This is a genomic window from Nakamurella sp. UYEF19, assembly GCF_040546275.1.
Classification (GTDB): domain Bacteria; phylum Actinomycetota; class Actinomycetes; order Mycobacteriales; family Nakamurellaceae; genus Nakamurella.
Genome location: NZ_JBEPNO010000003.1, coordinates 58,349 through 78,209, shown reverse-complemented (window position 1 = coordinate 78,209; position 19,861 = coordinate 58,349). Strand labels below are relative to the sequence as shown.

At 68.5% G+C, this 19,861-nt stretch carries 15 protein-coding genes; 12 read left to right on the top strand and 3 right to left on the bottom strand.

Features of this window, described 5'->3' with window-relative positions:
• Nucleotides 1-69: 69 nt before the first annotated feature.
• From ABIB25_RS06555 to ABIB25_RS06535, 5 genes are read left to right on the top strand one after another with little or no spacing between them, the layout of a single operon-like run.
• Nucleotides 70-810, top strand: coding sequence for an SDR family NAD(P)-dependent oxidoreductase (locus ABIB25_RS06555; RefSeq protein ID WP_354527627.1), 741 nt, complete (start codon nucleotides 70-72; stop codon nucleotides 808-810).
• 19 nt (nucleotides 811-829) lie between these two features.
• Nucleotides 830-2,167 (top strand): FAD-binding oxidoreductase, encoded by a 1,338-nt coding sequence (locus tag ABIB25_RS06550; RefSeq protein WP_354527626.1) that lies wholly within the window; start codon nucleotides 830-832, stop codon nucleotides 2,165-2,167.
• Entirely contained in the window at nucleotides 2,164-2,937 is a 774-nt protein-coding gene (locus ABIB25_RS06545; RefSeq protein WP_354527625.1) for a creatininase family protein, read from the top strand. Before ABIB25_RS06550 ends, ABIB25_RS06545 begins: the two co-directional genes overlap by 4 nt.
• Entirely contained in the window at nucleotides 2,937-4,220 is a 1,284-nt protein-coding gene (locus ABIB25_RS06540; RefSeq protein WP_354527624.1) for an amidohydrolase family protein, read from the top strand. Before ABIB25_RS06545 ends, ABIB25_RS06540 begins: the two co-directional genes overlap by 1 nt.
• On the top strand, nucleotides 4,217-4,792 hold the full coding sequence (locus ABIB25_RS06535) for a pyridoxine/pyridoxamine 5'-phosphate oxidase (protein ID WP_354527623.1): 576 nt from the start codon (nucleotides 4,217-4,219) through the stop codon (nucleotides 4,790-4,792). Before ABIB25_RS06540 ends, ABIB25_RS06535 begins: the two co-directional genes overlap by 4 nt.
• A 51-nt stretch (nucleotides 4,793-4,843) precedes the next feature.
• Here ABIB25_RS06535 and ABIB25_RS06530 read toward each other — a convergent pair whose 3' ends face one another.
• On the bottom strand, nucleotides 4,844-6,025 hold the full coding sequence (locus ABIB25_RS06530) for a methylenetetrahydrofolate reductase C-terminal domain-containing protein (protein WP_354527622.1): 1,182 nt from the start codon (nucleotides 6,023-6,025) through the stop codon (nucleotides 4,844-4,846).
• 135 nt (nucleotides 6,026-6,160) lie between these two features.
• Nucleotides 6,161-7,822 (bottom strand): DNA repair helicase XPB, encoded by a 1,662-nt coding sequence (locus ABIB25_RS06525; protein WP_354527968.1) that lies wholly within the window; start codon nucleotides 7,820-7,822, stop codon nucleotides 6,161-6,163.
• A 166-nt stretch (nucleotides 7,823-7,988) separates the two neighbouring features.
• Here ABIB25_RS06525 and ABIB25_RS06520 point away from each other — a divergent pair, with 166 nt between their 5' ends.
• Nucleotides 7,989-8,792, top strand: coding sequence for a putative protein N(5)-glutamine methyltransferase (locus tag ABIB25_RS06520; RefSeq protein ID WP_502919765.1), 804 nt, complete (start codon nucleotides 7,989-7,991; stop codon nucleotides 8,790-8,792).
• Nucleotides 8,793-8,976: 184 nt separating this feature from the next.
• On the top strand, nucleotides 8,977-10,203 hold the full coding sequence (locus tag ABIB25_RS06515; RefSeq protein WP_354527620.1) for an MFS transporter: 1,227 nt from the start codon (nucleotides 8,977-8,979) through the stop codon (nucleotides 10,201-10,203).
• Between the two features lie 142 nt (nucleotides 10,204-10,345).
• On the opposite strand, the gene ABIB25_RS06510 is transcribed toward ABIB25_RS06515, so the two are convergent.
• The gene (locus tag ABIB25_RS06510) at nucleotides 10,346-11,788 is read right to left on the bottom strand and encodes a helix-turn-helix domain-containing protein (protein ID WP_354527619.1); all 1,443 of its coding nucleotides are present in this window, start codon (nucleotides 11,786-11,788) and stop codon (nucleotides 10,346-10,348) included.
• Between the two features lie 131 nt (nucleotides 11,789-11,919).
• Here ABIB25_RS06510 and aceA point away from each other — a divergent pair, with 131 nt between their 5' ends.
• From aceA to ABIB25_RS06485, 5 genes are all read left to right on the top strand, one after another.
• Nucleotides 11,920-13,260, top strand: a complete 1,341-nt coding sequence (gene aceA / locus ABIB25_RS06505; protein WP_354527618.1) for an isocitrate lyase — start codon at nucleotides 11,920-11,922, stop codon at nucleotides 13,258-13,260.
• Nucleotides 13,261-13,364: 104 nt separating this feature from the next.
• Entirely contained in the window at nucleotides 13,365-15,035 is a 1,671-nt protein-coding gene (gene aceB, locus ABIB25_RS06500) for a malate synthase A (protein ID WP_354527617.1), read from the top strand.
• A gap of 130 nt (nucleotides 15,036-15,165) precedes the next feature.
• Complete coding sequence (locus tag ABIB25_RS06495) at nucleotides 15,166-16,065, top strand: LLM class F420-dependent oxidoreductase (RefSeq protein WP_354527616.1); 900 nt, start codon at nucleotides 15,166-15,168, stop codon at nucleotides 16,063-16,065.
• A 240-nt stretch (nucleotides 16,066-16,305) separates the two neighbouring features.
• Nucleotides 16,306-17,250 carry a DUF559 domain-containing protein gene (locus ABIB25_RS06490; RefSeq protein WP_354527615.1) on the top strand — a complete coding sequence of 315 codons (945 nt, stop codon included), beginning with the start codon at nucleotides 16,306-16,308 and terminating at the stop codon, nucleotides 17,248-17,250.
• A 30-nt stretch (nucleotides 17,251-17,280) separates the two neighbouring features.
• Nucleotides 17,281-19,818: a DEAD/DEAH box helicase gene (locus ABIB25_RS06485; RefSeq protein WP_354527614.1), complete on the top strand. Its 2,538-nt coding sequence runs from the start codon at nucleotides 17,281-17,283 to the stop codon at nucleotides 19,816-19,818.
• The last annotated feature ends 43 nt before the right edge of the window (nucleotides 19,819-19,861 follow it).

The following is a 19,861-nucleotide window of genomic DNA, read 5'->3' as shown; positions in this document are numbered from 1 at the left end:
GCCCCGGCAGGCGGGCCGGCACCGGTTCAGCAGAGAAGTGATCTGGCAACAAGTGAGGTGGTGACGAGGATGTCGGGTCGACTCGCCGGCCGGCGGGTGATCGTCACGGGTGCGGCCCGGGGCATCGGCGCCACCATCGCGGAGCGGTTCGCACAGGAGGGAGCCAAGGTCGCCGTCCTTGACCGTCTGGAGGAACTCGGCCGCGAGGTCTCCGGCCGGACGGGTGGGGTCTTCGTGCCGGTCGACCTGGCCGATCCTCAGGACACCCGGCACGGCATCGAGGCCGCGATCGATTCCCTGGACGGCGTCGACATCCTGGTCAACAACGCCGGGATCCTGAGATTTAGTGCGCTGCTGGATCTCTCGGTGGACGACTGGGAGGAGATGTTCGCGATCAACACCACGGCGATGCTCGTCACCACGCAGGTCGCCGTGCGCGCGATGATCGCGGCGGGCCGTGGCGGGAAGATCATCAACATGTCGAGCATGGCCGCCAAGGCCGGCGGTGCCGGACAGGCCCACTATGCCGCTTCGAAGGCCGCGGTTTCGGCACTGACCCGCTGCAGCGCCTTGGAATTCGGTGAGTACGGCATCACCGCGAACTGTCTGTGTCCCGGCTACGTCCTGACGGAGATGGGCGCGGACACCCGCAAGCAGGAGGACATCGACACCTGGTCGGCCCTCTCTCCGTTGCGCCGGTTGGCGCAGCCGGACGACATCGCCGGTGTCGCCCTCTTTCTCGCGAGCGCCGACGGCGACTACCTGACCGGGCAGTCGATCAACGTGACCGGCGGGATGATCATGCATTGAGCAGGAAGTGAGGAGCACGATGGACAGTACGGAAGTGATGGTGTCACCCGACCCGACGACGCGGCAGGTTCCCGACAGGTTGGAAGCTCTTGTCGATGCCCTGCGGGCCCTGCTGGGCGACGGGGCCGTGTCGACGGATCTCTCTGCGCGGGAACGGGCCTCGGTCGACGGGGCACCGATGTCGCCGATCCTGGCCGCCCAGCTGCCGCTCGGGCTGGCCGACATCGTGGTGTTCGTCAAGGATCCGGCGACCGTGCCCGAGATCATCGCGCTCGCCGTCGGTCACGGCATTCCGATCACTCCCCGCGGGAAAGGCACCGGCAACTACGGCCAGGCCATCCCGTTGCACGGAGGCGTGGTGCTCGACCTGTCAAGGGCCAGCCGGATTCTCGAGGTGGGCGACGGCTTCATCACGGCGGAGGCGGGAGCGACGTTGATCGCGATGGAGAAGGCCGCGCGCAAGACCGGCCAACAACTCTGGATGTACCCGTCGACCACCGGAAGCTCGATCGGCGGATTCCTGGCCGGCGGATCGGGTGGAACGGGATCGATCGCCCACGGCAGCAACGACTCCGGATTCGTGGTCGCGCTGGACGTCGTGCACGGGTGGACGGATCCGCAGCTGATCTCGGTCGAGGGCGAACGGGCCAGTGGCTACGTCCACGCCTACGGGGTCACCGGGATCATCCTGCGTGCGACCGTGAAACTGGAACCGGCGCAGGAGTGGTCGTCGTTGTACGCAAGTTTCGACACGTTCGCGGAGGCCCTGCCGGCGGTCCGGGACCTGGGCCGGTCGTCGCCGTCGCCGCGTCTGGTGTCCGCAGATGTTCCCTTCGTCGCGAACGTACTGCCGTCCGATCCGGAAGGCATCCCGTCGGACCGTGCGAGCCTGCGCGCGATCGTGGACCCGGATGCCGTCGACGCAGCGTCGGCTCTGATCGAAAGTCATGGCGGCCGGGTCGAAGTCGTCCGACCGGGCTTCCGCGGCAGCGTCAAACTGAGCATGCTGTCCTACAACCACCCGACCTATCATCTGCAGAAGTCCGACCCCGACCGGTACTTCCACCTGGAGGTCGGTGGGGAAGCCCTGTTCGATCGGATCGACGACGTGCACGCCGTGTTCCCGGGGTCGATGCTGCACATCGAGGCCGCCCACACCGTGCCGATCGGCATGCTGAACGCCCTGTACGAGAGTCCGGAGCAGGTCGCCGCCGGCATCACCCGCCTGCAGGAGATCGGCGTTGGCGTGCACAGCCCGCACCAGTACTACGTCGACTACAAGGTGGATTCCGCCAGGGCGCTGGCCGCGGTCAACGATCCGGCCGGACTGCTCAACCCCGGCAAGCTGGTGACATGAGAAACCTCGCCGAGATGTCGTCGGCAGCAGCAACTGCGGCCCTGTCCCGCGACTCGGTGATCGTCCTGCCGACCGGTGCGATCGAACACCACGGGCCGCACCTGCCGCTGGCCACCGACCACCTGGTCGCCGAGGCCGTGGCAATCGCCGCAGTGGACGAGGCCGCCGCGGCCGGCGTCGACGTGTGGCGTCTGCCCGGACTGGCCTACACCAAATCCGACGAGCACCACTGGGCGTCCGGCACCGTCTGGCTGAGGTGGGAGACGATGATGGCCACTCTGGTGGACATCGGCCGCAGCGTGGCGACGACACCCGCGCGGCGCCTCGCGTTCCTCAACGGACATGGCGGCATGAGCGCCCTCCTGCAGGTCGCCAGCCGGGAGATCCGGCGGCAGTTCGGCCTCCAGACCTTCGTCCTGCATGCGGCGGTACCACCCGACCAGGGAGGCCCGTCCGCGACCGGGGAACTCGGGCTAGGGGTCCACGGAGGCCTGGCCGAGACCTCGCTCATCCTGCACCTGCGACCGGAACTCGTCGACATGTCGACTGCGGTCCGTAGTGTGCCGGAGCATCTGACCCGTTACCAGCACGTCGGTTTCGGCAAGTCGGTCAGCTTCGGGTGGCTGAGCGACGACTTCGGGCCGAGCGGGGTGATCGGTGACCCGACGGGTGCGACCGCGGAACTCGGTGCCGACCTGTTCGGGAGTGCTGTTTCGCACTGCTCGGCGGCGCTGGCCGAGATCGCCGTCTTCGACCCGGCCGGTCCGTGATGGCCGCCCCGACACCGCCCGATCTGCTCGAGGCCCTGCTGGCCGGTTCGGTGGCGGTGCAGGTCCTGCACAACGGTACGTTGGCCGACGGATCGACGTGCGACCTCCGGCTGCAGGACGGCGTGGTGGTGGAAGTCGCTGCGCCACAGTCACTCTCGGTTTCCGACGGTTCGCTCGACCTGACAGGCTATGTGATCACCGCCGCCGGGGCCGAGGCCCACGCCCACCTGGACAAGGCGTTGAGTGTCGGCGCGAGCGCTCCGCCCTCGAACGCTCCGGAGGCCGGTTACGGCAACCTGCACCACGCCATCGAGCAGTGGCGTCTGATCTCGGCCGGCGCGGACGAGGAGAACTACCACCGACGCGCGAAGGCGGCCGCCCTCGAGCTGCTGAGCAACGGCGTCACCGCCGTGCGGTCCCACTGCAACCTGATCGACGGGGACCACCCGTTCGTCGGGCTACGGGCGCTGGTGCGGGTCCGCGAAGAATTGCGCGACGTGATGGACATCGAGATCGCCATCCTGCCGGCCCCGTGGTCGCCGACCGCGGACATCGCGGGAGCGATGGACGCGGGAGCCGACATCGTCGGTGGCTGTCCGCACCTGTCGGAAGATCCGGAGGCCGAGCTCGACCGGCTGGTGGAGCTGGCCCACCGCTTCGGCGTCGGCATCGACATCCACGCGGACGAGCAGCTGACGCCGACCATGCTCTCGGTGAGATCCCTTGCCCATCATGTGATGTCCAAGCCCATTCCGGGGACCGTCACCGCTGGACACTGCGTCAGCCTCGGGGTTCTCGAGGAGCCGATGCTGGCCGAGGTCGTCGCGGAGCTGGCGGCTGCCGGTGTCGGTGTCGTGACGCTGCCGATCACCAATCTCTATCTTCAGGGCTGGGAGCATCCGGTCGCCACCCCCCGCGGGCTGACCGCGGTGCGGGCGTTGCTGGATGGTGGGGTGACCCTGGCAGCCGGCGGCGACAACATCCGCGACCCGTTCAATCCGGTCGGCCGTGCCGACCCACTCGAGACGGCATCGTTGCTGGTGGTCGCGGGCCATCTGACGGTGGAGGAGTCGATGCAGGCGGTCACCGTCGGCGGTCGCCGGGTGATGGGTCTGCCGGAGGCCGGGCCCACCGTCGGGCTGGTGGCAGACCTCCTGGCCTGCAAGGGAACATCGCTCGCCGATGTGGTGGCGCGCGGTCCGGGTGACCGGGTCGTGCTGCATGCCGGGCGCGTTGTTTCCACCTCGGTCAGCCGCACCGTCGTAGCCGGACGGTCGGCATGACCGACGATCCCCTCGGCGTCCTCGCCGGGATGTTGCCGGGCGAGCCCGGTGTCGACGGGTACTTCCCGACCATGGCCCTGTCCACCGTCGACGAACAGGGCGATCCTGACGTCCGGACCGTGCTGCTGAGCACGTTGTCCACGCAGGGCTTGGCGTTCCACACGGACGCCCGGTCCAACAAGGTGGCGCAGCTGGCCGATCGTCCCAGAGTCGCCTTGATGATCAACCTGCCGGAGCAGGCTCGCCAGATCGTCGTTCGCGGAGAAGCATTGCGGCAGAACGCTTCCGATGCCGCCGATGCATTCCGGTCGCGCCCGCGGTACCTGCAGTTGCTGGCGTGGCGCAATACTGCCGAGTTGGCGGTGCTGGACGAGCCGGAGCGCCGGCGGAGGTGGGCCGAGTTCGCGCATTCGCATCCGGAGGGCAGCCTGACGGCGCCGCCGGAGTGGGTGGGCTTCACGGTGCGTCCGAGCGGGATCACGTTCTGGCAGGGGCATTCTGATCAACCGAGCAAGCGGATCGTCCACACCCGTTCTGATGCCGTCTGGACGATGGCCGTCCTGCCTGGTTGATCCCGGTCTGGTTGATCCCGGCCGCTGCCTGTTCAACCGGCCGCTGCCTGATCATCTTCGCAGCGCTGCACCGATCTCGGCGAGCGCGGCAGCGAAATGCACCTCGCTGCCGTGTGCCGGGCCACCGGACAGATTTACTCCGGCAACGTGCGGCACGGCGAGCATCTGCTCGGAGAGTTCGACGGCCGCGCTGATCCCCTCGGAGTAGGGATCATCAGCGGCGAGAATCCGATCCAGATAACCGGGCGGCAGGACCAGGCTGGTGAACGACCGGAGCAGGGCGGCACTTCCGGCATCCACCACCACCGGGACGCACGCGATGAAGTGGGCCGGGCGCGAATCCTCCGGAACCGCTTCGACGAAACTGCGCACCGCCGAGGCGGGCCCACAATGGTTGACGAAGCAGACATCCGCTCCGGCGCGGACCTTCTCGGCCAGCCGTGCGGGACGCAGGGCCGCCGGCGGGGACGCCGGAGATTCGGCGACGGACACCAGATGCCCGAGAGTCCGCGCCAGCGCCGCCAGCCGGGTGGAGTCGAGGTCGAAGACCGGGGCCGCGTCGGGTCGGTGCCCGACGGCGGTGTGATCTCCCGTGACACAATGCACGCCGGCGACGGAAGTCGCTGCCAGCGCGGCCATCTCACCCTCCAGCGCGACGCGGTTCCGGTCCCGGCAGTTGATCCCCGACCACACCGGTAGGCCGACGGACTGGATGAGATGGGCGCGATAGGCGGGAGGGAACTGCACCCGCGCGTCCCCGGAGTCACCGACCAGGACGCCGTCCACGCTGCCGAGAAGGGTGGTGGCGCAGCCCAGCAGCGAGTCGGTGTCCATCGCCCTGGCGGGGAAGTCCGCAATCACCACGCCGCCCTGCGCGAGGCGCGCGGACATCGCCGCCGCTCCGGCGGTCAGCCCCTGCCGGACTGCCGGCCCGCGCCCCGCCGCCGGCCCGGTCGGCCCGCGCCCCGCCGCCGGCCCGGTCGGCCCGCGCCCCGCCGCCGGCCCGGTCGGCCCACGCCCCGCCGCCGGCCCGGTCGGGCCCAACGGGGGACCGGCTGCCGACGGCCCGAAAAGATTGTCCAACAGGGGATTCCAGCGCGGGAGGTCGTGGCCGAGAAAGACGCACCGTTGGCCGGCGACCTCGCAGGTGCCGTCGGGGCCGACTCCACCACAGGGCCCGTAGACCATGTGCTTCGGACACCCGGCGACGGACTCGACCAGTGGCTCGGCCATCTCCGCTTCCCCTCGTCGACCCTGTCGTCCCGTAGTTCACACCGACCGTGGCATGCAATCCCACCTGGCCTACATCCAACCACCGGTCAACCGGCCTGCGACAGGGTGGCGCTCGCCGGTTTGTACCGAGAAGCGTTACTCCCCGCCGGGAACCGCCGGGCCGAGCAGGTCGTCCGCGTCCATGATCCGGTAGGCGTATCCCTGTTCGGCCAGGAAACGCTGGCGGTGGGCTGCGTAGTCGGTGTCGAGCGTGTCCCGCGACACGACGGAGTAGAAATGTGCCTGCCGCCCATCACCTTTTGGGCGAAGCAGTCGGCCGAGGCGCTGGGCCTCCTCCTGCCGCGAACCGAAGGTTCCGGACACCTGGACGGCGATCGTCGCCTCGGGGAGGTCGATGGAGAAGTTGGCGACCTTGGACACCACCAGGGTGGTGAGCTCGCCGGACCGGAACGCGTCGAACAGTCGCTCGCGTTCGACGTTCTTGGTGGAGCCCTGGATGATCGGCGCCTCCAGCGCGGCACCCAGCTCCTCGAGTTGGTCCAGGTACGCACCGATGACCAACGTCGGCTCACCCTTGTGCTTGTCCAGGATCGCTTTTACCACCGGCATCTTTGTTCGGGCGGTGGCGGCGATCTTGTACCGCTCCTCCGGTTCGGCCACGGCGTAGGCGAGCCGTTCGGCGTCCGTGAGCGTGACCCGGACCTCGATGCACTCGGCGGGCGCGATCCAGCCCTGTGATTCGATGTCCTTCCACGGTGCATCGAACCGCTTGGGTCCGATCAACGAGAAGACGTCGCCCTCGCGGCCGTCCTCGCGCACCAGGGTGGCCGTCAGGCCGAGCCGGCGCCGGGACTGCAGGTCGGCCGTCATCCGGAACACCGGTGCCGGCAACAGGTGCACCTCGTCGTAGATCACCAGGCCCCAGTCACGGGAGTCGAACAGATCCAGATGCCGGTACACCCCACCGGATTTGCGCGTCATCACCTGATAGGTGGCGATGGTGACCGGCCGGATCTCCTTGCGCTCACCGGAGTACTCGCCGATCTCCTCCTCGGTCAGGGTGGTGCGGGCCAGCAGTTCTCGCCGCCACTGCCGTCCAGAGACGGTGTTGGTGACCAGGATCAGCGTGGTGGCACCGGCTTTTGCCATCGCAGCTGCGCCCACCAGGGTCTTGCCGGCGCCACAGGGTAGGACGACGACCCCGGAACCACCGGCCCAGAAGCCCTCGACCGCGTCGGACTGGTAGCCGCGCAGCGTCCAGTTCGCGTTGTCCAGTTCGATGGGGTGCGCTTCGCCGTCGACATATCCGGCCTCGTCCTCGGCCGGCCACCCGACTTTGAGCAGCACCTGCTTGAGCCGTCCCCGCTCCGACGGGTGGACGAGCACTGTGTCGTCGTCGATCAGGGCCCCCAGCATCGGGGCGACCTTCTTGTTCCGCAGGATCTCGGCGAGCACGGCCTTGTCGCGGCTCACCATGATGAGCCCGTGGGTCGGGTGGGTCTGCAGGACGAGCCGGCCGTAGCGGGCCATGGTGTCGACCACGTCGACCAACAGGGCCTGCGGGACCGGGAAGCGCGACCAGCGGACGAGCGCGTCGACCACCTGTTCGGCGTCGTGCCCGGCAGCACGGGCGTTCCACAGCGCAAGCGGGGTGATGCGGTAGGTGTGGATGTGCTCGGGCGACCGCTCCAGCTCGGCGAAGGGTGCGATGTTCGCCCTGGCGGCCGGGGCGTCGGGGTGCCCGATCTCCAGCAGCAGCGTCTTGTCGGACTGGACGATCAACGGTCCGTCGGTCACGTAGGTCCTCATGGGTCGTAGGTCGGCCCGGGGTGTGGGCCGCTCAGATGAGCCCCGCCGCCCGGAGGAAGCCGGGGGCGGTGCAACCTGTCCAGTGTGCGCCAGATCTGGACGAAGCGGTCGCCCTGCCCGGCCACGGGAAGTGTGACCTGTCCGGTGGGGGAGCCTGGTGTCCGCTGACGGTCCCGCCCCGGCCCCGCAGACCGCCCAGGTCGTCGACCGGCTCCGCGGCGCCGGCTGCGTCTTCGCGGAGGAGGAGGCGGACCTGTTGATCTCCGGATCGACTTCGGACGCGAACCTGCAGCAGATGATCGACCGCCGGGTGGCGGGGCTGCCGTTGGAGGTGATCCTCGGATGGGCCGCGTTCTGCGGTCTGCGCATCGTGATCGAGCCGGGCGTCTTCGTGCCGCGACGTCGGACCGAGATGCTGGTCGAACAGGCCGTGGCGTTGGGGCGGCGTCTGCCGGCCGGGACTCGTCCGGTCGTCCTGGATCTCTGTTGTGGATCCGGAGCGATGGGGGTGGCGGTCGCCGCCGCGCTGGGGTCCGTGGAGCTGGTCGCGGCCGACATCGATCCGGCGGCAGTCCACTGCGCAGAGCGAAATGTGTTCGACGGACGGGTGTTCCAGGGCGACCTCTTCGAACCGTTGCCGGCGGATCTACGTGGACGGATCGACCTGCTGGTGGCGAATGCGCCCTACGTCCCGACGAACGCCATCGCCCTGATGCCACCGGAAGCCCGTCTGCACGAGCCGCAGGGCGCGCTCGACGGCGGATCGGACGGGCTGCGGATCCAGGCCAGGGTCATCGCGGCCGCCCCGGTCTGGCTCGCCCGCGGCGGGCATCTCCTGGTCGAAGCGAGCCAGGAGCAGGCGCCGGTCAGCATGGCGATGATGGCGGCGGCCGGTCTGCGGACGCGCCTGGTCGAGAACGAGGAGGTCGGATCCACGGTGGTGATCGGTACGAGGTGATCGGTACGAGGTGATCGGTACGCGGTGGCCGGTGCGCTGGTGACCAATTCCACCACCTTCACCTGACGATAGTGCGGCACGTGGGCGGTTCTACCGGCGAACAGTCGCTACGATGAGTCCAGCACAGGGTTTTGTGGCGCCGGGGGTGGGATGGTGCCCGCAGTCGAGTACTCGGAGTTCCCCTGTGTCTGCCGCACCCCTGATGGCCCCGCCATCCACCGGTCCCTCCTTCCGCACGGTGGTCGCCCAGTACCGCCGTCTGCCCCAGCTGTCCGGCACGGCGTTCCTGCCACTGGCCTTCCTGGCCCGCCTACCGATCTCGATGACGCAGATCGGGACCGTCGTCCTGGTGTCGTCCAGTTTCAACTCCATCGGCGCCGGCGGTGTCGCCGCCGGATTCCTGGCCGCGGGTTCGGCCGTCGGCGGTCCGGCCGTCGGTCGGCTCGCCGATCACCTCGGCCAGCGCGGCGTGATGCTGACCGCCTCCCTGCTCAATGCCGCTGCCACGCTTGCGCTGGTCGCACTGGTCGTCGGACACGCGCCGTTGGCCGTCATCTACGGGATGGCTGCCATGTCCGGCGCATCCACTCCGCAGATCGGGCCGATGGTGCGGGCGCGCTGGGTCAGGTTGACCAGAGGTGGCCCGCGGCTCGGCTATGCGATGTCCTACGAGGGCGCGGCGGACGAGACCGCCTACGTGCTCGGACCGGCCGCGGTCAGCCTGATGACGGCACTGGCCTCGCCCGCCGTGGCCATGGTGGCTGCGGCCGTCCTGGTCGGGGTCTTCGGGTCAGCCGTGGCGCTGCACCCGACCGCCAAGTCGGCGCCGGCCGGCCCACGCTCCATCGCACCCTCTCGATTCAATCCGAGAATCGTTGCGCTGATGGGCGGGAGCGCCGCCATCGGGTGCTTCTTCGGTGGGATGCAGACTGGCGTCGCCGGCATGGCGGCCCGGGCCGGCGTCGCCGGGGCGGCCGGTGGCATCTACGCGACCATGGGGATCGGCAGTGCGATCGCAGGGCTCGCCTGTGCGGCGATCCCGGCCCGGTTCGCACTGGGCAATCGACTCGCGTTCTTCGCCGCGGCCCTGGTGGTGCTCGCGACACCGCTCCTGTTCCTGAGCGGCCTCCCGGCGATGATCGCCGTCATGGTGCCGCTCGGATGCGCCGTCGGGCCGTACATCATCACGTTGTTCTCGATGGCCGAGCGCGAGGTCAGTGCCCCACGCGCAGCCGGCGTCATGACGCTGCTGTCCAGCGGGTTGGTCGTCGGATATGCCGTCGGATCGGGGATCGGTGGCCACCTGGTCGACTCGGTGTCCCCGGCCGCTGCGTTCGCCGTGTCGGCGGCCGCGATGGTCGCCGGTACCGCGGTCGCGCTTGGCCTCCGGGTTCTGCCCTCACGCGCCTGACGGCCGCGGCGCTCCTGACCACTTCCGCGCCTGACGACCACCCCTACCCCGGCGCATACCGTTGTAGCCAGAACTGGCCCTCAGCAAATCATTTCGGGCATATCGACGCGCGCCGGGCAGTTCGGTATGCGCAGTGGCAGCGTCAGGAGGAGTGGCGTTCCAGGAAGTTCAGCACCTCGGTTTCGTCCACGCCCGGGAAGACGCCGGGCGGCATCGCGGCCAGCAGGTGCGAGTGCACCCTCGCGCTCGGCCAGACCTGGCCTACCCATCGCCCGGCGAGTTCTGCCGGTGGCTGCGAGCAGCACGACGGGTCGGGACACTTCGACCGGGACCGCTCGACCGTCTCCCGCCCGCGCATCCACTTCGCATTCGCATACGGCATCCCAACGCTGACCGAGAAATCGCCCGCGCTCGTGCGGTCCACCACGGCGGTGCACCAGTAGGTGCCGGAACCGGTGTCGGTGTACTGGCGGTACGCGGCTGAGACGTCGGCCTGCTCGAACACCACCCGCGCGGTCCAGTACTTGCACACCCGCTGGCCCTCGATGGCTCCCACCGGGTCGGTCGGGAAGTGCACCCCGTCGTTCTCGTAGGCCTTGTAGATCACCCCGGACGAGGAAATCCGCATGAAGTGCACGGGCAGGTCGAAGTGCTCGGTCGCGAGATTGGTGAACCGGTGCGCAGCCGTCTCGTACGACACGGCGTAGGCATCACGGAGGTCCTCGATGGCGATGTCCTTCGCCGCCTTGGCGGTCGCCAGCATGGGCACGGCTGTCCGTTGAGGGATCAGCAGCGCGGCGGCGAAGTAGTTGATCTCCACCCGCTGAGTCAGGAACTCGCCGTAGTCCGCCGGCACCCGATGGCCAAGGACCACGTGTCCGAGAGCCTGGAGGGCCAGGGTGCGGGAGTCGTGCTGCCCCATCTGCGGGTGCGGCAGATACACCCTGCGGTGCGCCAGATCGGTGACGGTGCGGGTGGACGAGGGCAGGTCGCCGGTGTGCACGAGCTCGAAACCGAGGTGCGCGGCGATCTTGTCGACGCCCGTCCGGCTGATCGGGCCGGCTACGTAACGGGTAGCGGTGAGCAGATCGTCGGCAATCTTCTCGATCTCGCCGAAGTAGTTGTTCTGCTCGCGCATCCGGTCGCGTAGATCGGCATTGGCCCGCCGGGCCTGCTCCGGCGTCGCGGCCCGTTCGGCCTGGACGTCGGCCAGCGCCCGGTGCATCCCGACGAGGGCCTCGAGTGCCTCCGTCGGGAGCCTGGGACCGGGGCGAACCGCCGGCACGCCCAGCGCCTTGAAGGAGTCGGCCCGCTGGGCCCGCTCCAGTTCGATCTCCAGCGCCGCCCGCCGGCTGGGGGCCTTCGAGGCGAGCAGATCAGCCAGATCGGACCCCATCGCGGAGGCCAGCGCGGTCAGTACCGACAGCTTGGGTTCGCGCTTGCCGTTCTCGATCAACGAGATCGCCGACGCCGACAACCCGGCGGCCGCACCGGCCTCGTCCAGCGTCAAACCCTTGGTCCGGCGCAGGTGTCGCAGGCGCCGTCCGATCGTCAGTAGGTCGGTGTTGTCGCCCTGGTTCGCCATCTCTGCACAATATCGTAAGAATCGCGTTTCTTGACGTCACAATTTCTTGTTGGGCTCTTGTTCTTGACCACAAAGTAGGTCTCAGGCCCAACGACGGGCAGAGAATTACCCGCGATCCGAGAGGAACCACGATGACCGCCAGTCCCATCACCGAGGCCACTTCCACTGCTGCGCAAGCAGTTCCGTCGTCAACCAAGGGCAGCCGCCATGACGCGGTGGCGCTCCTGGAGCACGAATGGGCCACTGCAGAGCGCTGGGCCGGCATCAAGCGCACCTACACCGCCGCCGACGTGGTCAACCTTCGCGGGAGCGTCGTCGAGGAGCACACGCTGGCCCGCCTCGGCGCGGAGAAGCTCTGGAACCTGTTGCAGAACACCACCTTCACCAGGGCGCTCGGCGCGATGACGGGCAACCAGGCCGTGCAGATGGTGCGCGGCGGCCTGGAGTCGATCTATCTGTCCGGCTGGCAGGTCGCCGCCGACGCCAACCTGGCCGGCCAGACCTACCCCGACCAGAGCCTGTACCCGGCAAACTCGGTGCCGGCCGTCGTCCGTCGCATCAACAACGCGCTGATGCGGGCCGACCAGATCGACCACTCCACCGGCAAGGACGACATCGACTACCTGGTGCCGATCGTCGCCGACGCGGAGGCCGGTTTCGGCGGACCGCTGAACGCGTTCGAGCTGATGAAGTCCATGATCGCCTCGGGTGCGGCCGGTGTGCACTGGGAGGACCAGCTGGCATCGGAGAAGAAGTGCGGCCACCTCGGCGGCAAGGTGCTGATCCCGACGGCGCAGCACATCCGCACGCTCAACGCCGCCCGGCTCGCGGCTGATCTGTACGGCATGCCGACGCTGATCGTGGCCCGCACCGACGCACTGGCCGCCGATCTGCTGACCAGCGACGTCGACCCGATCGACGCGCCGTTCACCACCGGCGAGCGCACCAGCGAGGGCTTCTTCCGGGTGCGCAACGGGATCGAGCCGGTGCTCGCCAGGGCCAAGGCGTACGCGCCGTACAGCGACCTGATCTGGGTGGAGACCGGTACCCCGGATCTCGGGCTGGCCCGGGAATTCGCCACCGAGCTCCACCGCGAGTTCCCCGGTAAGAAGCTGGCCTACAACTGCTCGCCGTCGTTCAACTGGAAAGCGGCGCTCAGCGACAGCGAGATCGCCTCCTTCCAGGACGAACTCGGCGACCTCGGCTACGCCTTCCAGTTCATCACGCTGGCCGGGTTCCACGCGCTGAACCACTCGATGTTCCATCTGGCCAACGGTTATGCCCAGCAGGGGATGTCCGCCTACGTCGAATTGCAGGAAGCCGAGTTCGCTGCCGAGGGTGACGGTTACACGGCGGTCAAGCACCAGGCGGAGGTCGGCACCGGTTACTTCGACAAGGTCTCCACGGCCATCAACCCGGACAGCGGAACGCTCGCCCTGGCCGGTTCCACCGAAGCCCAGCAATTCCACTGATCAGCGATCTCTCCTCGAAGGACGAAAGGACCATCTCTCATGAACCACATCACCCTGTGCGGGGCGCAGGTCACGAACCACATCACCCTGGGCGGGCCGCAGACATGACGTCGACCATCGCCCGGACCCCGGCTGTCCGCGGGCCGCAGATCCCTCGCGGAGAGGAGATCCTCACGCCGGAAGCCCTTGCCTTCGTGGCCACCTTGGACGGCGCGTTCGCCGGCCGCCGCGCCGAACTGCTGGCCGAGCGTCGATCCCGCGCGAAGCGCATCTCGGCCGGTGAGACGCCCGGCTTCCTCGGCTCGTCCCGGTCGGTCCGCGCCGACCCCGGCTGGCAGGTGGCCGCGCCCGGTCCCGGTCTGACCAAGCGCCAGGTCGAGATCACCGGTCCACCCACCCGCAAGATGGCCGTCAATGCGCTGAACTCCGGCGCCGACGTCTGGATGGCGGACCTCGAGGACTCGACGGCTCCGAGCTGGGAGAACATCGTCTCGGCGCAGCTCAACCTGTTCGACGCGCTGCGCGGGGCGCTTTCGTTCACCGAAGGTGGCAAGCACTACGAGGTCGGCGCCGACCACCCGACCGTGATGATGCGTCCGCGTGGCTGGCATCTCTGCGAGAAGCACCTGACGATCGACGGGCGTCCGCTGCCCGCGTCGCTCGTCGACTTCGGGCTGTACTTCTGGCACAACGCCAGGACGCTGATCGAGTCGGGTGCCGGACCCTACTTCTACCTCCCGAAGCTGGAGTCCCAGCTGGAGGCACGCCTCTGGAACGACGTCTTCGTGATGGCCCAGGATCTGCTCGGCATCCCGCAGGGCACCATCCGCGCCACGGTCCTGATCGAGACGCTGCCGGCGGCGTTCGAGATGGAGGAGATCCTCTACGAACTCCGCGATCACAGTGCCGGCCTGAACGCCGGTCGCTGGGACTACATCTTCTCCTACATCAGGACTTTCGCCCACCGGGGGCCGGACTTCGTGCTGCCGGACCGCACCCAGATCACCATGACCACGCCATTCATGCGGGCCTACACCGAACTGCTGGTCGCCACCTGTCACCGGCGGGGAGCCCACGCCATCGGGGGCATGGCGGCGTTCGTGCCGAACAAGCAGGACGAGAACGCCACCAAGCTCGCCCTGGCGAAGGTCCGGTCGGACAAGCAGCGCGAGGCGGCGGATGGTTTCGACGGCTCGTGGGTGGCCCATCCGGGCCTGATCCCGGTCGCCAGAACCGCTTTCGGCGAGGTGCTGGGAGAACGTGCGCACCAGATCGCCAGGCAACGGCCGGAGGTCAGGGTGCAGGCGGCCGACCTGCTGGCCATCGGCACCGCCCACGGCGAGGTCACGATGGAGGGTCTGCTCACCAACATCTCGGTAGCCCTGCGCTACCTGGCTGCGTGGGTGGGCGGCACGGGTGCGGTCACCATCGAGAACCTGATGGAGGACGCGGCAACGGTGGAGATCTCGCGGGCCCAGGTCTGGCAGTGGATCCACAACGACGTGGCGCTGGCCGAGGGTCCGAGGGTGACCGCGGAACTCGTCCGCCGGCTGGTGCGCGACGAACTCGCGCGCCTGGGCCGCGACGCCGATTCGCAGGCGCAGCAACGCCTCGAGGCTGCCAGGGACATCTTCGAGTATGCCTCGCTCGGCGACACGATGCCCGGGTTCTTCACGCAGTACGCCTATGTGAAGTACCTGCTGGAATCCGGGCTGCGGATGACGGGTCCGCTGCGGCCCGAGGATCTGCGGATGTCCGAACGCGTCGAAGGCTGAGCGTGGAACTCCGGTAGGACGTTGCACATGCGACGTCCTACCGGGGTCAGCGAGGTCCCCGTGGGGCGTTTGGCACCCAGGTGGCGCCAACAAGTCTATCAGGCCAGCGGAAGCTCGCTATGTTCGAGGCATGTCGAACATCAGGAACGTGGATCTGACGGCCCTGCGGACCCGGCTCGGCCGGGTGGGAGTCTGGCTGGGGGCGCTCGAATCGCTACCGGCGCGCGCCGCCCGCGACGCGGCCGGCCAGATCGAGGCGATGGGCTACCCCACCCTGTGGATCGCCGAGAACCGGAAGGAGGCCTTCGCGCAGGCCTCAATCCTGCTGAGTGCCTCCGAGCACCTCACGGTCGCCACCGGGATCGCCAATGTCTGGGCCCGAGAACCGGATACGGCTGTCTCCGGCGCCAACACCCTGGGCGAGGCCTTCCCCGATCGGTTCGTGCTGGGCCTCGGGATCGGGCACGCCAAGTTCGTCGAGCGCTACGACAAGCCGTTGGCGACCATGCGGACCTACCTCGACCGCATGCATGAGTCCGCCGACGCGGGTGGCTCACCCGTGAATCCCGTGCCGTGGTTGGTCGCCGCGCTGCGGCCCAAGATGCTCGAACTCGCCGCCGCCCGCACGCAGGGCAGTCATCCGTACTTCGTGCCGGTGGAGCACACCGCTTTCGCTCGTGAGGCTCTCGGCCCGGCGCCGGTGCTCGCACCCGAGGTGGCTGTGGTGCTCGATCCCGATCCCTCCACCGCCCGGGCCACCGCGCGGGCCTACATGAAGATGTACCTCGACCTGCCGAACTACACGGGCAACCTGCTGACCTTCGGTTTCACCGAGGACGATCTGTCCGACGGCGGCAGCGACAGGCTGGTCGACGCGATAGTCCCCTGGGGCGATGTCGAGACCATTCGGTCCAGGGTCCACGAACACCTCGATGCCGGCGCAGACCACGTGTGCATCCAGCCCCTGACCGGCGGGCCTGGTGTCGGCCTCCGCGAACTCCAGAAGCTTGCCCCCGCATTGCTCGGCTGACGGCGAGCTCTGTTTCGTCCGAGGCGCAAGAGCCGAGGCGCTGAGATCGCCGCTGCCGGTCCCGAAGAGGGGTCCGAGGGTGACGGGGAAGATCTCAGGGACTCGGTGGCCAGGCGGCCGAGGCCGAAAGTGTCGATAGCGAAGGTCTGGGTCGTTCGACTTCGAACGACCAGGACCTTCGTTATCTGCCTTTGTGGACAACCTCGGCGGGTCACTTCCCGCATCAGCCACGCTGGCGTCGTGTACACACGCAAACCGGTACCACCAGGGCTCATCCGCCTGGCCGGCGCCCAGGCGGGTGTGGTTTCGCGGCCGCAGGTGATCGGGTTCGGACTACCGGACAACGTGGTGGATCGGTTGATAGTGCAAGGCATCTGGGGACGGCTGGAGTCCGGGATCTACCTGGTTCCCGACGTCGAGCCGAGCTGGTTGGCGATGGTTTGGGCGGGTCTGATGATCGGTGGAGCCGATGCCCGGGCTGCCGGCCCGACGGCCGCGGCACTCCAGGGTCTGACCGACGAGCGGACCTTGCCCTTGGACGTGCTCGTGCCGGTAGGCACCCGCCTTGCCGCCCGGGAGTGGGTCGTGTTCCGCCAGGAACGGGCTGGCGTCCGATCGATCTCCACTCGTTCCGAACCGCCGTGCACCCGGGTCGAGGACACTGTTCTCGACCTGTGCGCCGCTGGATCGCCGGCTGCCTGCGTCGAATGGATCACCAGCGCGATCCAGCGGCGCCTGACCACGGCTGATGCGCTGTCCCGGGCGATGCAGCGTCGCGCACGCATGCGGCACCGCAAGGTGATGATCGGCGTGATCGCCGATGCTGCATCGGGTGTCCACAGCTCGCTGGAGCATTCCTACCTGCACCAGGTGGAGCTGGCCCACTCGTTGGCGGAAGGCCGCCGACAACGAGGGCGTCCGGGCGGCGCTGGATTCATCGACGTGACGTACGAGAAGTTTGCGCTGGTGGTGGAGCTGGATGGGCGGATCGGCCACGTGGGCGAAGGAAAGTTACGCGACAGTCGCCGGGACAACCACCACACCGCAAAGGGTATGCGGACGTTGCGATACGGCTGGCACGAGGTCACCCAGGAGCCCTGCGCAGTAGCGATGGAGGTGGCCGAGGTACTACTTCAACAGGGTTGGACCGGGTATCCGACCAGGTGTCCGAGCTGTCTGGGGTGACTGCCCCCGCAACCGTGAAAAGCTCTGGGCATGACGACCGGCGCAGCGAGCACCCAACAGGTGCTGACCCCACCGGCCGAGACCGACCCCGGATCGCTCTTCGACCGCTTCTCCGAGTGGGCGGTCGAGCAGGGCATCGTGCTGTACCCGCACCAGGAAGAGGCGCTCCTGGAGATCGTCTCCGACGCCAACGTGATCGTCGCGACGCCGACCGGATCCGGCAAGAGCCTGGTGGCCACCGCTGCCCTCTTCACCGGGCTCGCCACCGGGCGCCGCGCCTACTACACGGCGCCGATCAAAGCGCTGGTCTCGGAGAAGTTCTTCGACCTCACCGACATCTTCGGGCCCGCCAACGTCGGCATGATCACCGGCGACTCCTCGGTGAACGCCTCCGCCCCGATCATCTGCTGCACAGCGGAGATCCTGGCCTCGGTGGCATTGCGCGGCGGGGCGGACTCCGATCCCGGCATCGTGGTGATGGACGAGTTCCACTACTACGGCGACCGGCAGCGAGGCTGGGCCTGGCAGGTGCCGCTGCTGGAGCTTCCGCACGCGCAGTTCATCCTGATGTCCGCCACCCTGGGGGACGTCCGGTTCTTCGCCCGAGATCTGACCGAACGCAACGGGCGGCCCACCACCCTGATCGACGGCGTCGAACGCCCGGTGCCACTGCACTTCTCGTACGTCGTGGTGCCGCTGCAGGAAACGCTGGAGGACCTGCTGGCGACCGGGCGGGCCCCGGTGTACATCGTGCACTTCACCCAGCAGGCCGCCCTCGAGCGCGCGCAGGCGCTCACCAGCATCACCGTCGCCACCCGGGCCGAGCGGGACCAGATCGCCGAACTCATCGGTGACTTCCGGTTCTCGCCCGGCTTCGGCCGGACGCTGGCCCGGCTGGTCCGGCACGGTATCGGCGTGCACCACGCCGGCATGCTGCCGAAGTATCGGCGGCTGGTCGAGAAGCTGGCCCAGTCGGGACTTCTCAAGGTCATCTGCGGGACGGACACCCTGGGCGTCGGCATCAACGTGCCGATCCGGACGGTGTTGTTCACCGGTCTCGCGAAGTACGACGGGCATCGCACCCGGGTGCTCTCGGCCCGGGAGTTCCACCAGATCGCCGGGCGGGCCGGCCGGGCCGGGTTCGACGTCGCCGGCGACGTGGTGGTGCTCGCGCCGGAGCACGTCATCGAGAACTTCAAGACCGCGGCCAAGGCGGCGCTCGATCCGAAGAAGAAAAAGGTTGCGAAGCGAAAGGCGCCCGACGGGTTCGTCGGCTGGAGCGAGGCCACCTACGACCGGCTGGTGTCCGCCGATCCGGAACCGCTGAGCTCGCACTTCCGGGTCAGCCACTCGATGCTGCTCGGCGTGCTGTCCCGGCCCGGCGACGCCTTCAATGGCTTGCGCCGGCTGATCGAGACCAGCCACGATCCCCGCAACCGTCAGCTCCAGCACATGCTCAGGGCGCTGGCGATCGGCAAGGCCCTGCTGGCGGCCGGGATCGTCATCAAGCTCGACGTCCCCGATGACGCGGGACGCCGGTACCACATGACGGCCGACCTCCAGCTGGACTTCGCGCTGGACCAGCCCCTGTCACCGCTGGCTCTCGCCGCCCTTGATCTGCTCGACAAGGAGTCTCCGGAGTACGCACTCGACGTCGTGTCATTGATCGAGGCGACCCTCGAAGGCCCCGGCCCGGTGCTGTCGGCGCAGCGGTTCAAGGCCAGGGGCGAGGCAGTGCAGGCGATGAAGTCCGACGGCATCGAGTACGAGGAACGGATGGCGCTGCTGGAGGACGTCGACTACCCGAAACCGCTGGCAGACCTGGTGGAGGTGGCTTTCGAGTCGTATCGGGCCGGCCACCCGTGGGTCACCGAGTACCACCCCGAGCCGAAGTCGGTGGTCCGCGACCTGTACCAGCGGGCCATGAACTTCTCCGAGTACATCGCCTTCTACCAGCTCCAACGCTCGGAGGGTGTGGTGCTCCGGTACCTGGCCGACGCCTATCGGGCGATGCGCCGCACCGTCCCGCAGGACGCTCGCACCGAGGAGCTCTCCGATCTGATCTCCTGGCTCGGCGAACTCGTCCGCGGTGTGGACTCGAGCCTGCTCGACGAGTGGGAAGCGTTGGCGCATCCAGAGCCCGACGAACTAGGAGGAGACGGCGACCTGCGACCGCCGACCGCCTCCCGCGGGGTCACGGCCAACGTCCGGGCCTTTACGATCATGGTGCGCAATGCGCTGTTCCGCCGGGTCGAACTCGTCTCGCTCGGCCGCTTCGACACGCTCGGGGAGATGGATGGCGACGGTGGCTGGGATGCCGAGCGCTGGCGCGAGGCCATCGAGCCCTACTGGGACGAATACGCCGATCTTGCGGTCGGCGCAACGGCGCGGTCCGCAGCACTGATCACCATCGCCCACGGAGCGGAGCACTGGACCGTGCGCCAGACCTTCGACGATCCAGCTGGCGACCGAGACTGGGGGATCAGTGCGGACATCGACGTCGAGGCTTCCGACGAGGTCGGCGAGCCGGTCCTGCGTGTCGTCGACGTGGGTCCACTGTTCGGCTGACCCGGGCCAACCTGACCATCCGTTGACCTGCCGACCTGCCGAC